A 14,652-nucleotide genomic window follows, 5' to 3' on the forward strand; every position below is an offset into this window, starting at 1 on the left:
CGTATCTGGGCGGCGAACGTTTTTCCGAAAGCCGAGAACGCTCGGTTTTCATTCACTACACAACACCGGCGAATCCGAATCAAGGAGATCCAATGGCGGTCGAACGCACCTTGTCCATCATCAAACCCGACGCTGTAGCCAAGAACGTGATCGGCGAAATTTACAGCCGCTTCGAGAAAGCGGGGCTCAAAATCGTCGCGGCTAAAATGCTGCATCTTTCCCGCGAGCAAGCGGAGGGATTTTATGCGGTCCACAAGGCAAGGCCGTTCTTCAACGATCTGGTAAATTTCATGATCACCGGTCCCGTGATGGTGCAGGTTCTGGAAGGCGAGAATGCCATCGCCAAGAACCGCGAAATCATGGGCGCCACCAATCCCAAGGAAGCCGCACCCGGCACCATCCGTGCCGATTTTGCCGTCAGCATCGACGAAAACGCGGTGCATGGTTCCGACGGACCGGATACGGCGGCACAGGAAATCGCATTTTTCTTCAAAGAGAATGAGCTCTGCCCCCGCACCCGTTAATTCCGGCGAAAAGCTGAATCTCCTCGGCCTAGACCGGAAGGCGATGGAAGCCTACTTCGTCGAGATCGGGGAAAAACCTTTTCGTGCGACGCAGTTGCTGCAATGGATACATCAGCGCGGCGTCGCCGATTTCTCGGCGATGACCAATTTGAGCAAGTCGCTGCGGACGCGGCTGGCCGAACGTTGCGAAATCCGCGTGCCGGAGATCGCCTATGCGCAGAAATCATCGGACGGCACCTGCAAATGGTTGCTGCAACTGGATGACCAAAACCGCATCGAGACCGTCTTCATTCCCGAAGACGGGCGCGGCACCTTGTGCGTATCGTCCCAAGTGGGTTGCGCTCTGGAATGCTCGTTCTGTTCCACGGCGCGGCAGGGGTTCAATCGCAACCTGAGCGCCGCCGAGATCATCAGCCAGCTCTGGGTGGCGCGGCGCGAACTCGGTGAAGGCCGGGTGACCAACGTGGTCCTCATGGGCATGGGCGAGCCGCTCCTCAACTTCAACAATGTTGTCGCCGCCACCAGCCTGATGCTGGACGATTTCGCCTACGGGCTCTCCAAGCGCCGGGTGACGCTCAGCACCTCAGGCATCGTTCCGGCTCTGGACAGGCTGGCCGAAGTGTCAGATATCGCCCTGGCCGTCTCCCTGCACGCGCCGGACGACGAATTGCGCAACGAATTGGTGCCGATCAACCGCAAGTACCCGATCAAGGAGCTTCTGGCAGCCTGCAAGCGCTATGTCGGGCGGGAAAATCGCCGCAAAGTGACCTTCGAATACGTGATGCTTGACGGCATCAACGATACGCCCGCGCACGCCAGGGCCTTGATTCGCCTCTTGAGTCACGTGCCATCCAAGGTCAACCTGATTCCGTTCAACCCGTTTCCGGGTTCCAATTACCGGTGCTCCGGTCCGGAAACCATACGCCGGTTCAGCGACATGCTGCACGCCGCCGGATTGATCGCCACGACCCGCAAAACGCGCGGCGACGACATCGACGCGGCCTGCGGCCAGCTGGTGGGGCGGGTGAACGACCGGACGCGCAGGCACCACCGCTTACAGGTTGTACAGTCATGAAATTCCGGGTTTTGATCGGTCCGATAGTGTGTGTGGCGCTCGCGGCCTGCGGAGCGTCGAAGACGCACAATACCCGTCCTAACGATCCCTACGGCTCGCTCAGCCAATCCGACATTTATGTTCGAAAGGGCATCCAATACATGGAAGCGGGCAACTACGAGGTGGCCCTACAGGATCTGACCAAGGCCGCCGAACTGGACGGACGAAACAGCGAGGCCTACAACGCGCTGGCGGTGCTCTATCAGCGGCTGGATCAGCCGGCCGACGCCGAGCGCGAGTTCAAGAAGGCCTTGTCGGCGAATTCCGAAAACTTCGGCGTCCGCAACAACTACGGCCGGTTTTTGTGCGGGCAGGGCCGGTACGCCGAAGCCATGAGCCAGTTCCGGGAAGTCATCGGTTCGAAGCTCTATAACTCGCCCTGGATCGCGCTCACCAATGCCGGGATTTGCGCCCGGTCGGCAGGTCAAAATGGGGAAGCCGAGCAGTATCTGCGTCAGGCGCTGGAATACGATCCCCGCTTTGCGCCGGCGTTGATCGAGATGGCCGAGCTGAGCCGCGAAACCGGTCAGGGCATGTCTGCGCGCGCGTTTTTGGAGCGCTATCACGCCGTGGCGGAACCGGATCCGAGATCGCTTTGGATCGGCGTCGAGACCGAAGCCGGTCTCGGCAATTTCCATGCAGCCAGAGACTATGCGAAAACCCTGCGGTCGAAATTTCCAAATACCAAGGAAGCCGTGCAGGCCAAGCGCTACATTTCGGTAGACTGACTCCCGCTTCTTAAATAACCCCACGACAACCCTTTCGACTATGGAAAAGATTCAGGCGATTCGCGGCATGCACGACATACTGCCCGATCGCACGCCGCGCTGGCAGCATGTCGAGTCGGTGGTGCGCCGTGTCATGGCGAGCTACGGCTATGAGGAAATCCGTCTGCCGTTGGTGGAAAGGACCGAACTGTTCAAGCGCTCGATCGGCGAAGTCACCGATATCGTCGAGAAAGAAATGTATACCTTCGAGGATCGCAACGGCGATTCCCTGACGCTGCGTCCGGAAGGTACCGCTGGCTGCCTGCGGGCGTGCATGGAGCACGGCCTGCTGCACAATCAGATCAACCGGCTGTGGTATGCGGGACCCATGTTCCGCCACGAGCGTCCGCAGAAGGGCCGCTATCGCCAGTTCCACCAAGTGGGTGTCGAGGCTTACGGCATGGCGAGCCCCGACATCGATGCCGAGCTGATTTTGCTGAGCTCCAGGCTGTGGCGGGAACTCGGCATCGCGCACAAGCTCGAACTGCAAATCAATACCCTGGGAACGGCCGAAGAGCGGCATGTTTATCGCGCCAAGCTGGTGGATTACTTCCGTGCGCACTATGGGAAGCTCGACGAAGACAGCCAGAGGCGCTTGGAATCCAATCCCTTGCGCATTCTGGACAGCAAGAATCCGGATATGCGCGAGCTGATCCAGGCGGCGCCGGTTTTAACGCACGAACTGGGCGAGGAATCCAAAACACATTTCCAGCGATTGAGGGAGCTTCTCGACGAAGCCGGTATTGCTTATTCCGTGAATCCCACGCTGGTGCGCGGCCTCGATTATTATTGCCGCACCGTTTTCGAGTGGGTCACCCACGAACTGGGCGCTCAGGGGACGGTTTGCGCCGGCGGACGTTACGACGGCCTGATCGAACAATTGGGCGGAAAAGGTTCCGCCGCAACCGGATTCGCTCTCGGCATGGAGCGCCTGATCGAGCTACTGGAATCCCCGGAAAAACTGGATGCCGCGGCGCTGCCCCATGCTTATCTGATCCGCGTGGGCGAACACGCCGAACGCAAGGGCGCCGTGCTGGCCGAGGCTTTGCGCGATGCCCTGCCGAACTTGAGGCTGGTGGTGAATTGCGGCGGCGGCAGTTTCAAGAGCCAATTCAAACGGGCGGACAAAAGCGGCGCAATACTGGCGCTGATCATGGGTGAAGATGAGGCGCGAGATCAGCTGATCGGCATCAAATACTTACGCACCGAGGCCGGCCAGACGACCCTTTCGCAATCCGAGCTGATCCCCTTTTTGCAAGCACTCATTTAACGCGACGAGGTTCGAGTGGAAACGTATTTGACAGAAGAAGAGCGCTTAGAAGCGCTCCAGCGGTGGTGGAAAGAAAATCGGCAATCGCTGATTCTCGGTGTTCTTCTGGGCGTCGCGCTCATCATCGGCTGGAACATGTGGCAGGGCAATGTGCGCAGCCAAAACGAGCAGGCTTCCAATCTTTATCTGCAAATGCTGAAGGCGTCGGAAACCAAGCAAACGGAACCCGCGATCAAATTGGGCGAGCGGGTCATCGCCACGTACCCGTCGAGCGCCTATGCCGATTACGCCCGGTTGCTGCTCGCCAAGCTCAAGGTCGATTCCAATGATTTGCCTGGCGCGAAGGCCGTTCTGGAAGAGACGCTTGCAAAAACCAAGGACGAAAACTTCAAGCATATCGCAAGGCTCCGTCTCGCCCAGGTGATGCTGGCTTCGGGAGAAACCGGTCCGGCACTGAGCCTTTTGGAGCCGTTGACCGCGGAACAGATGGGCAAGTTTGCGGGTCTTTACCAAGAGCTCAAAGGCGATCTGTACGCGGCCGCCAACCGGCCCGACGAAGCCCGTAGAGCTTACGAAGCCGCGAAAGAATTCGGCGAAGCTTCCCCGCTGCTGGAGCTGAAGCTTAACGATCTACCGGCCGCGCCGAAACCAGCCGGGTCCTGATGCGCCGTTTTCTGGTCTTGTTTTTGTGCGGTCTGCTGCTGACCGGCTGTAGTGCGCTTGGTCCACTGAAAGAAGCAGCCTCCGGTATAGGAGAGTACTTCGGAGCTTCGGATAATGCCGACCCGCCCGCGGAGCTCAAAGATTTCGAGCCCGCGGTCAAGATGACGGTGCTTTGGGATGTCAATATCGGCAAAGGTTATGCCGAGCAATATGTGAACCTGGTTCCCGCCGTCACCGAAGACAAGATTTTCGCGGCCGACCGCAAGGGCGAAGTTCAGGCGCGCAGCCGTCTCAACGGCGACAAGCTGTGGTCCGTGGATATTGAGCTGGCCGTTTCCGCCGGACCCGTGGCGGGTGAGGGCAAGCTCATACTCGGCACCAGCAACGCCGAGATCGTGGCGCTGAATGACGGCGACGGTTCGGTGCTTTGGAAAACCAACGTGTCCAGCGAGATTCTCGCCTTGCCGCGCGTCGAAGGCGACACGGTGGTGATACGGAGCAGCGACGGGCGCATTACCGCGCTCGACGAAAATACCGGTGGGACGCGCTGGTACCATGACCGGACGATACCGGCACTTTCGATTCGCAGCCGTGGTTCGCCGACAATCGCAGACGATTTCGTGCTGGACGGTTATGGCAGCGGCAAGCTGATCGCCCTGAATTTGACTGACGGCAAACCGGAATGGGAGGCGACGATTGCGTTGCCCCACGGTCGCTCCGAAATAGAGCGTTTGGTCGATATGGATTCCGATCCGATCGTGAAAGGAGACACCATCTACGTGACGGGTTATCAAGGCGGCGTGGCCGCCGTATCGTTAAAAGACGGCGACGTGCTCTGGCGCCAGGCCGAACTATCTTCTTACACCGGCATGGCGGCGGCCCGCCGCTCGCTGTTCGTAACCGACGCCAGCAGCGATGTTTGGCAATTGGACGTGCGCAACGGCGCCGATCTGTGGAAACAGGACGAGTTGCACTTCCGGCGTTTGACGGCGCCAGCTTTGGTCAAGGACTATGTCGTGGTAGGTGATTTCGAGGGCTATCTCCATCTGCTTTCCCAGGAGGATGGCAGCTTGGTGGGCCGGGTCAGGGTGGACAAGAGCCCAATCGCGGCGACGCCAGTCGTGTTCGACGACGTCATCTACGTTTATACCAGCGGCGGCACCTTGGCCGCCATCGCGGTGGAAGGGTCATCCGGGAACTCCCCGGATGACCGTTTGCGATTGGAAGGGGCATCCGGGCGCTCCCCGGATGACCGTTTGCGATTGGAAGGGGCATCCGGGCGCTCCCCGGATGACCGTTTGCGATTGGAAGGGGCATCCGGGCGCTCCCCGGATGACCGTTTGCGATTGGAGTAGTTTATGTTGCCCGTGGTCGCCCTGGTGGGCCGCCCTAATGTAGGCAAGTCCACCCTATTCAATTATCTGACCCGGACCCGCGACGCGCTCGTGGCGGATTTCCCTGGCTTGACCCGAGACCGGCAATACGGCCGGGTAAGGCGCGGTCAAAAGGACTATTTCGTGGTCGACACCGGCGGTATCGTCGAGACCGAACTCGGCATCGACGAACAGGCTATGCGCCAGGTTAGTTATGCGCTGGAGGAAGCGGACCTGATCCTGCTGCTGGTCGACGCCCGTCACGGCCTCAATGCCGGCGACGAAGCCATTGCCGAACGCTTGCGCAAGACCGGAAAGCCCGTTCTTCTGGTGGTGAACAAGATCGACCGGGCGGATTTGGCGGTCGTTGCGGGCGAGTTCTACGCTCTCGGCCTCGGTGAGCCCCACCCCATCTCGGCGTCCCATGCGATCGGAATCGATACGCTGCTGGACGAGCTGGAAGCCAAGTTGCCGGCTCCGGAAGAGCCGGAAATGACTGAAGAATCGCCCGGCATTCGCATCGCCGTGGTGGGGCGTCCCAATGTCGGCAAATCGACCTTGGTGAATCGCATTCTGGGAGAGGAGCGGGTAGTCGTCTACGATCAGCCCGGAACGACGCGGGACAGCGTCTACATTCCCTTCGAGCGTCACGGCAAAGCCTATACCCTGATCGATACCGCCGGCATCCGCCGCCGCGGGCGGGTCTCGGAAACCATCGAAAAGTTCAGCGTCATCAAGGCCCTGCAAGCGATCGAAACGGCCCACGTGGTGATTTTCCTGATCGATGCCCGCGAGGGCGTGACCGATCAGGACGCCAATCTCCTGGGCATGGTTCTGGAAATCGGCCGCGGGCTCATCATCGGCCTGAACAAGTGGGATGGGCTCAGTCCGGACCAGAAAGACAACGTGCGGCGCCAGATCGATTTGAAACTGCCGTTCCTTGATTTCGCGGAAAAGCATTACATCTCAGCGCTGCACGGCACGGGCGTGGGCAATCTGCTGGATACGGTGGAAGCCATTTACGAGGCTTCGACGCGGGATTTGTCCGCTTCGCGGCTAACCAAAATCCTTCAGGACGCCCTGGTCGCGCACCAACCGCCCTTGGTTCGCGGCCGGCGCATCAAGCTCAAATACGCCCATCAGGGCGGCCAGAATCCGCCGGTCATCGTGATCCACGGCAATCAAACGGAAGAAGTGCCGGGGGCGTACAAACGCTACCTGATCAACGTCTTCCGGGACGCCTTGGACATACAGGGAACGCCGATCAAGCTCGAGTTCCGGAGCAGCGAGAATCCGTTCAAGGGCAAACGCAACATTCTTTCCGCCCGCCAGGTTCGAAAGCGTCGGCGCCTGATCAGGCACAAGAAAAAGACCTGACAGTCTTCGGATAGAGCATTTTTGGTCTGCGGTAGCGCCCGCTCGCAAACGGTTGCTTTATTCGCGACCCTTTCCGCGATCCAGCGGGTTTGTCGGCAAGGGATTGCCGACTTACGGGCCTGGGCCGTCTGGTAGGTCGGGAATCCTTTCCCGACATCTTGGTTTGGGTCAAACGATGTCGGGGACAAGGACTCATCGCCGGGAACCGGTGCCGGAAACGTTGCGCTTATTCCGGCCTACGACGAGCTGATTCGCGGTTTTCCCGATCTTCAAGTAAATGTCGCAGATGCGATTCGATACTCGCAGTCGCGTCGGCGTATTCCTGTCCTGCCAAATTCAAGGGCTTTCCGAAGCGGACACTCACTTGACCCCGCCTCTTCGGCACGAGGGTGTCGGGAGGGAGGATTTTCTCGGTGCCTTGAATGACGAGCGGCACGACGGGGACGCCCATTTCGACGGCGACCACGCCGGTGCCGCCCTTCAAATCGAGCAGCGGCCGTTCGGACCGATTCAGTCCTCCCTCGGGGAAAATCAGAATGTTCCAGCCGTCGTCGAGCATGCGGCCGATATAATCGAGCCCCGGCCGGATGTTTTCGTGGGTTCCGGTGGGAAACGGGAAGGCATTGAACGCGAGTTCCGCCAGCGGCGCGAACCAAGGGTATTTGCCGTAGAGAACCTCGGTGCCGGCCGCGATGCCGAGGCGCGAGCGAATAACTTCTGGAATCGTCCAGGTCGCGATGACCGGATCGAGAAAACTGCGGTGGTTCGCCATGAACAGCACCGGTCCCTGAAGATTCGTCAGGTTTTCCTCGCCGCTTATGCGCAAGCGGCAGAAGATCGAAAGCCACCAGCGGAAGACAACCTGATTTACCGCGGGCCGCAATCGGCCGGCCCAAGCCGAGTTCGACCAGCGTGGATAACGCCCCAACTGGGGCATTCGTCCCTTTTGGCCTTGCACAAGCGCGTCCAAATCGGCGACCGTGAGTTCCGGCGTGATCTGCATTTCCTCGATATAAACCCCGAATTCGTCCTCGATCCGCGAGACCAGCTCGATTCGCAGTAGAGAATCCAGGTTCAGGTCGGCTACGATCCGCGTCGAATCGTCGATTTCTCCGATCTCCGTTTGCGTCACCTCGACCAAGAGCCGCTTGAGCGGCGTGATCCGCCCGCCTTGAGACGGCCGGCCGGCCGGTTCGCTGCCGAGTCTTTTGATGACTTCCTCTTTTTTTACCTTGCGCGTGACCGAACGCGGGAAATCGGGCTCGGGCCAAACAGACCAGCTCGTGATTTGCTGGTGCGGCGCCAAATGCCGGTTGGCTTCGGCCACGGCGCCGGCGGCTCGGTTCGGCTCACAGAGCAGCGCGGCATGAACGACGGTCCGGCCGTTCCTCGGCAAGCCCACTACGGCGCTGTCGATGACGCCGGGAACCCGGCTCAGTTCGGCTTCCAGATCCTCGGGAAAGACGTTTTCGCCGCTCGGCCCCAGGATCATGTATTTCTTGCGTCCGAAGACGTACAGGAATCCGTCCTCGTCGAAGCGTCCGGCATCGTCGGTCTTGAACCAGCCGTGGTCCAGAACGGCCTCGGTGCGTTGGGCATCCCGATAGTACCCCTGCATCACGATCTGGCCTCGGACCAGGATTTCGTTGTCCGGAGCCAACCTGACCTCGACCCCGTCCAGAGGCTTTCCGACCGATCCCGCGCGATGGGCGGTGGAGGTGTTGGTACTGACGACCGGGCTCGTCTCGGTGAGTCCGTAGCCCTGCAAGACCTCGAAACCCAGGTTCCACCATTTGTCCTCGATCGTCGGATCGAGCGGAGCGCCGCCGCAAACGATGGTCCGGAGTGTCCGGGAGATGCGGGAACGGATGCGGTCGCGCAGCGCGCGCCGGAGGAAACCGGGGATTCGGCCCAGCCGGCTTTCCAGACGATCCATCATGGTCTTGAGCACTTCGGGCACCACGACCAGATGAGTCGCCGGCGTGTAGGTCAATGCTTCCCGAATGGCGCGGGTCGTCGGGGCGGCGATATAGGTGACCGAGCATCCGCTGTACAGCGAGCACAGGAGGCTCGTCATTTGACCGAACACGTGAAACAAGGGGAGCAAGGTGAGGATATGATCGTCGGGCGTCAAGGGCACCGCTTTCATCACGGCGTCGAGATCGGCCAGGAGATTTCCGTGAGAGAGCATGACGCCTTTCGGATCGCCGGTCGTCCCCGAGGTGTAGATGATTTCGGCGAGCCCGCCGGAGTTCTCGAAGACGGCTTTGTCCCGCATGGCCGCGGCTTCGTTCGCCGAGTAGGACGAGTCGGCCGTCGGCAAGCACGGCACGGCCTCGTCGGGCCAGGCGAGCGAGGGGGATAGCAGGGCCAACTTAGGCTCGGCGGATTTGCTGATCCGGTCGATCTGATCCGGAGTGCTTTTCGGATTCAGAGGCACCACCACGCCGCCGCGGGCCAGGATGGCGAAGAAGGCCGCAACCCAGTGTGGCGAATTTTCCGCGCAGAGAGCGACCCGATCGCCCGTTCCGATGCCGTGTGCGGCCAGCGTTTGTGCCAATCCGAACACGCGCTCGCCGAGCATGTCGTAACTCCAGCGAATGGTGCGGTATCTTGGCCTATAGCGAACGGCTTCCCGAGATCCGTGACGCCGGGTTTGCCGTTCGAAGAACGCGGCTAGCGAGTCATCGGGATGCCGGCCTTCTTGAGCTAGGAGGGTGTTTTTCTTCATGTCGGTTTGGGGCGGTCGGTCTTTTTCACGTCCTCGTCGGCTGGATCGCGACTTCGAAACTCATCAAGCGCTTTCGTATAGGTTTGACCACACCTTCCGGCCGATTACGCACGCTTGCTTTCATGTTCGACCTTCGGAACGGAGAGCCGAGCTTAGGATTGTCCGCCAACCGAGTATTTTTCGCATCGAGAAAGTGGATCAGGAGTGATGGATCGACGAAATAATCGTCTCGGTAGATCTGGCGTGCATCCGGCTGTTAACGGATATTCACACGGTGTGTTTTATGATAGGGTTATTCAATAGAATAAACACGTTGGCAAGCAAGAGAGGAAAGACCCCATGACACACCCAGCTTCAGCCCCCGCCACAGACCGCTCGCGCGTCCTCACCGGAGCAGTGATCGAGGCCGCTCGCCGTCTGGGATTGGGGCCCAGCGATCTGAAAAGCATTATCGGCGCCAGCCAACCGACCGCGTCCCGGCTGTTGAACGGCCGATACGCTCTTCCGGAAGGCGGCAAACCCTGGGAGCTGGCCGCCCATTTCGTCCGCCTGTATCGTTCCCTGTCATCGCTGGTCGGCGGCGACGACGAACTGGCCCGAAGCTGGCTGAAATCGGCCAACCGCGCTTTTGACGGGCAGCGGCCGTTGGAGGTCATCAAGCGGGTCGACGGCCTGATATATGCCTGTGAGTACCTGGACGCCCACCGCGCTCACGTCTGAATCCCGCCCCTGGCGGGGCAGCGGCTGGCGGGCAGTCGAGGCGCAGCATCGGGTTGCGACCATGCACCTCGCTTCGGGCAATCTGGACGATCAGACATTGCTGGAAGACATCCTCGACGAGGCCAAGCCGCGCCTGCCCGCTGACGCCCAAGGCTTGCACTGGCTGCTGGCGACGCCGTTCCGCTATTGGCCGCTGCCGGGCGGTTCTCGATTTCGCCGGCGCACCGACCCCGGCGTTTTTTACGGCGCCGAGGATCGCCGAACGGCCACAGCCGAATGCGGCTACTGGCGGTTGCGGTTCTGGCTGGACAGCGAAGGCCTGTCAGGCCGTCCGGCGAGCGTCGAGCTGACCCTGTTCGAATTTCATGCCGCCGCCGATAAGGCTATCGACCTTTCGAAGCCGCCCCTGGTGTCCCATCGGGAGACCTGGACGCATCCTTCCGATTACGCCGGCACGCAGCTGCTGGCGGAACAGGCACGGGAAGCCGGGGTCGGCCTGATTCGTTACGAATCGGTGCGCGCGCCGGGCGGCTTCTGCCTGGCCGTGCTGAATCCCCAACCCTTCAAATCGGTAAAGGAGCCGTACCGCAACAATCAGCAAACCTGGACCTTATTGATCCAGCCGCCGCGCCGTATCGTGCTGCAGCGCCAGTTGGACCGGGAAAGCTGGGCTTTCGAGTTCTGACGGGCAGGCAAAAAAACGAAAACATTGTCCGAAAAAAATGGTCGAACTTGCGGGTTCTTGCCATTCAGTTATCAATAAATACCGATGCGTTCGGTTTCGATTCCAGATTAAAGGGACACGATAAACCTTCCGGGCGGCGAGAGCGTGATACAACCGACCCTTGGGACCTCTTCGCGATCGCGTGATAAGGTTTACACGCGGGCCTAAATCGAAGTTTTGTTTACGTTGCTGTGAAGTTGAGCGTCATGCGCCCCTAATCCCTCTCGTTCTTGCCATCGGGCCAGAATGGTGAGAAAGGCTACAAGCCTGCCTTGTTTCACTGTGACATGATTTCTTATCAATGATTAATACGCCCTTAGCCCCAATCCCCGACAAGGCAAAATCCGCGTTACTGGACTTATATCGCCACGCTCTCGACGCAGACGAACCCGGATTGTACTCCGCGGCTATCGAGGCGGCGGTCGCAGTGACGGACAGTGAAGTCGGCTACTTCCATCTGGTCAATGAAGACCAGGTGACTATCGAACTAGGTACCTGGTCGGCCGCAACCCTTCGCCAGTGCCAAGCGGTATATCAACGCCATTACCCGATAAGCACCGCCGGTATTTGGGCCGACTGCGCCCGCCATCGCAGGCCCTACGTTCACAACGATTACCAGGGGCTCAGTCGCAAGCAGGGCTATCCGGAAGGTCATGTCCATCTGGTGCGCCATTTGGGGGTGCCGGTCGTATACGATGATCGCGTGGTGCTGCTGGTCGGTGTCGGCAACAAAACAGTCGACTACGATAACGAGGATCTCGCATCCCTCCAGGCGATCGCGGATCATGCCTGGTTCCTGATTCGTCGATTCCGCCAGCGAGTCGCGTTGCAACTGTCCGAGGAGCAACTTCGGGATCTCCAAGCGTTAGCCGCCATTTGCGTCTGGCAGTGGGACCCGGTGGATCAGAAGCTCTTGTGCGACGGAAACATCCGCCGCATTTTTGCGGTGGATCCCTTAAGCGACTTTCCGTGCAATCTTGAGGGACTGCTGCAGTTCATCGACCCTCAGGATCATGCAGCTGTGCTCGACGTGCTGCACACCGCATCCGCCGATTCGGCTTTTGACCTGGAACTGCAGGGCACTCGTGCCGACGGAATTTTCGTAACTTTACACTTCCGGGGCGCGGCTTACCCGCGTTCCCAAGGCCGCGGCATCCTCCAGGACATTACCGAGATCAAACGTGCGGAGGAAGCGTTACGCGAGGCCGACCGCCGGAAGGACGAGTTCCTCGCCATGCTGGCCCACGAGCTCCGCAACCCTCTGGCGCCGATCCGCAACGCCGTTCAAATCATGCGCAAATTGGGAACGGAGGATCCCAAGCTTCAGTGGACGCGGGATGTTATCGATCGGCAGGTCGAGCATTTGGCCCGGCTGGTGGACGATCTCTTGGACGTATCCCGCATCACCCGCGGCAAGATCGAACTGCGCAGGGAATTGCTGGTAGTGGCCGATATCGTGCAGCGCGCGGTAGAAACCAGCCGTCCCCTGATCGACGCGCGCCGGCACGAACTCCGCGTGCAACTGCCTTCGGAAACTATCCACGTCGAAGGCGACTTCGTGCGGCTGGCGCAGGTGGTCTCGAATCTGCTCAACAATGCCGCCAAGTACACCGATGAGGGAGGGCAAATCGGGCTGAGCGTCGAACGCGAAGGCGACGAGGTCGCCATCCGGGTCCGCGATAACGGGCGCGGCATCGATCCGGCGGCGTTGTGTCATCTGTTCGATCTCTTTTACCAGGTGGACCGGACTCTTGACCGCACCGAAGGGGGCTTGGGGATCGGCCTATCGCTGGTCGAAAGTCTGGTGGCGATGCACGGCGGCACCATACAAGCATTTAGCGAGGGGCGGGGAAAGGGTAGCGAATTCGTTGTCCGACTGCCGATCAGCGAGATCGATGATTCGGCGAAGCCGGGTTGAACTGCTTGACCTTGCGTTCGGTCACAAAGCTAACAGACTTGGCGTCAGGGAGCATCGCAGATGAGCGTACAGCTCAATCACACCATCGTCCCGTGCCGGGACAAGCGGAAGTCGGCGACGTTCTTCACCGAAATTCTCGGCCTGCCGGCGCCGAAACCGTTCGGACCTTTCCTCGTCGTTGAGCTCAGCAACGGCGTTTCGCTCGATTTCTACGAGACCGACGGCGAGATCGCCTGGCAGCACTACGCTTTTCTGATCGGCGAAGACGACTTCGATCGGATCTTCGGCCGCATACTCGAGCAGGGTCTCGAGTACTGGGCCGATCCCGGCCAGCACCGGCCGGGCCAGATCAATCGCAACGACGGCGGCCGCGGAGTGTATTTCGAAGACCCGGACGGTCATCTTCTGGAGATTATCACCCGTCCCTACGGCAGCGGCCGATAGGCATGCGGGCCGTAGAGACTGCCTTTGACATCGATCATGGCCAAGAAGCCAGGAGGTCAACATGAAAAAATCGCCCGGACACCAAAAATGGCCAGAGCATAAAGTGCAAGAAAAGCATCTCGGTCAAAGAGTGCAAGTCAAAATCGACAACGAAGTGATTGCCGACTCGCGCGACGTGATCGAAGTCGACGAAGACCGACATCCTGCGCGTTATTATTTCCCGCGTTCCGACGTCAGGCTGGATCGGCTCGAACGCTCGGATACCACGACAGAGTGCCCGTTCAAGGGGACCGCTCATTACTTCGATCTGAAGCTCGGCGAAACGAAACTCGAGGATTCGGTCTGGACCTACGAGGACCCCTACGAAGAGCATCGTGAACTGAAAGACCGGATCGCCTTTTACGACGACAAGTTTTCGGACATTCGTGTCGAAGTTGGGGCCTAGGCAGCATGTCGAAATTCGGGGGTAAGTAGGTCGGCAATTCCTTCCCAATCGCAAACGGTCGCTTTAGTCGCGACCCTTCCAATCGCAAACGTCGCTTTAGTCGCGACCTTCCAATCGCAAACGGGAACTTTGGGAGCACCAAAGTCCCCCTTCCAATCGCAAACGGTCGTCCTGGGAAGGGTCTGGCCGGCGCTCCCGGCCAGACCGTTTGCGATTGGAGCGCCAGGACGCCCCTTCCGACAAAGCTGTCTCGCCGACAAGACTTGACACCGACCGACGACCGCTTTTAGCGCAACGGCCGCCCGGCGGGATACATCATTTTGGATGAGATCGAGGTCCGGGTATCCTTGGAGCCGTTTCTATTTCCAGGTATTGATTGCAATTGATCTTGCCGTGGGAGCGGGCTTTAGAGCGTTTTCATCGCGCTCGTACGGCAAAACCAGCTTGGCGGACGTCGTTGGCGCCTTCGGCTCGGGTGAATGGATTCAAGCATTCGTAGGTCGGCAACCCTTTGCCGACGAAGACGCTCGGCGGGGACGTGGCGTCGGGAAAGGATTCCCGACCTACGCGCGAGTGCCCGTA

At 59.8% G+C, this 14,652-nt stretch carries 13 protein-coding genes; 12 read left to right on the forward strand and 1 reads right to left on the reverse strand.

Features of this window, described 5'->3' with window-relative positions:
• Nucleotides 1–92: 92 nt before the first annotated feature.
• From ndk to der, 7 genes are read left to right on the forward strand one after another with little or no spacing between them, the layout of a single operon-like run.
• The gene (gene ndk, locus ACR2R1_RS16750) at nt 93–524 is read left to right on the forward strand and encodes a nucleoside-diphosphate kinase (protein ID WP_077731515.1); all 432 of its coding nucleotides are present in this window, start codon (nt 93–95) and stop codon (nt 522–524) included.
• Nucleotides 499–1,599 (forward strand): 23S rRNA (adenine(2503)-C(2))-methyltransferase RlmN, encoded by a 1,101-nt coding sequence (gene rlmN, locus ACR2R1_RS16755; RefSeq protein WP_434111022.1) that lies wholly within the window; start codon nt 499–501, stop codon nt 1,597–1,599. Before ndk ends, rlmN begins: the two co-directional genes overlap by 26 nt.
• Nucleotides 1,596–2,366 carry a type IV pilus biogenesis/stability protein PilW gene (gene pilW, locus ACR2R1_RS16760; RefSeq protein ID WP_434111024.1) on the forward strand — a complete coding sequence of 257 codons (771 nt, stop codon included), beginning with the start codon at nt 1,596–1,598 and terminating at the stop codon, nt 2,364–2,366. The genes rlmN and pilW overlap by 4 nt, the downstream gene beginning before the upstream one ends.
• A gap of 40 nt (nt 2,367–2,406) precedes the next feature.
• Nucleotides 2,407–3,675 carry a histidine--tRNA ligase gene (gene hisS / locus ACR2R1_RS16765; protein WP_434111026.1) on the forward strand — a complete coding sequence of 423 codons (1,269 nt, stop codon included), beginning with the start codon at nt 2,407–2,409 and terminating at the stop codon, nt 3,673–3,675.
• A 27-nt stretch (nt 3,676–3,702) separates the two neighbouring features.
• Entirely contained in the window at nt 3,703–4,338 is a 636-nt protein-coding gene (locus tag ACR2R1_RS16770; protein ID WP_156881118.1) for a YfgM family protein, read from the forward strand.
• On the forward strand, nt 4,338–5,693 hold the full coding sequence (bamB, locus tag ACR2R1_RS16775) for an outer membrane protein assembly factor BamB (RefSeq protein WP_434111029.1): 1,356 nt from the start codon (nt 4,338–4,340) through the stop codon (nt 5,691–5,693). Before ACR2R1_RS16770 ends, bamB begins: the two co-directional genes overlap by 1 nt.
• A gap of 3 nt (nt 5,694–5,696) precedes the next feature.
• Nucleotides 5,697–7,088, forward strand: coding sequence for a ribosome biogenesis GTPase Der (gene der, locus ACR2R1_RS16780; RefSeq protein WP_434111031.1), 1,392 nt, complete (start codon nt 5,697–5,699; stop codon nt 7,086–7,088).
• Between the two features lie 226 nt (nt 7,089–7,314).
• Here the strand turns inward: der and ACR2R1_RS16785 are convergent, their stop codons facing one another.
• A complete protein-coding gene (locus ACR2R1_RS16785; RefSeq protein ID WP_434111033.1) occupies nt 7,315–9,819 on the reverse strand; it encodes an AMP-binding protein in 2,505 nt (834 codons plus the stop codon).
• Nucleotides 9,820–10,158: 339 nt separating this feature from the next.
• Here ACR2R1_RS16785 and ACR2R1_RS16790 point away from each other — a divergent pair, with 339 nt between their 5' ends.
• From ACR2R1_RS16790 to ACR2R1_RS16810, 5 genes are all read left to right on the forward strand, one after another.
• The gene (locus ACR2R1_RS16790) at nt 10,159–10,539 is read left to right on the forward strand and encodes an MbcA/ParS/Xre antitoxin family protein (RefSeq protein WP_133718708.1); all 381 of its coding nucleotides are present in this window, start codon (nt 10,159–10,161) and stop codon (nt 10,537–10,539) included.
• Entirely contained in the window at nt 10,505–11,224 is a 720-nt protein-coding gene (locus ACR2R1_RS16795; protein WP_434111035.1) for an RES family NAD+ phosphorylase, read from the forward strand. Before ACR2R1_RS16790 ends, ACR2R1_RS16795 begins: the two co-directional genes overlap by 35 nt.
• Nucleotides 11,225–11,564: 340 nt before the next feature.
• Nucleotides 11,565–13,181, forward strand: a complete 1,617-nt coding sequence (locus tag ACR2R1_RS16800; RefSeq protein WP_434111037.1) for an ATP-binding protein — start codon at nt 11,565–11,567, stop codon at nt 13,179–13,181.
• Between the two features lie 60 nt (nt 13,182–13,241).
• Entirely contained in the window at nt 13,242–13,625 is a 384-nt protein-coding gene (locus ACR2R1_RS16805) for a VOC family protein (protein ID WP_133718706.1), read from the forward strand.
• 61 nt (nt 13,626–13,686) lie between these two features.
• Entirely contained in the window at nt 13,687–14,070 is a 384-nt protein-coding gene (locus ACR2R1_RS16810; RefSeq protein ID WP_086134932.1) for a DUF427 domain-containing protein, read from the forward strand.
• Nucleotides 14,071–14,652: the final 582 nt, after the last annotated feature.

The organism is Methylocaldum sp. GT1TLB, from assembly GCF_051027445.1.
Taxonomy (GTDB): domain Bacteria; phylum Pseudomonadota; class Gammaproteobacteria; order Methylococcales; family Methylococcaceae; genus Methylocaldum.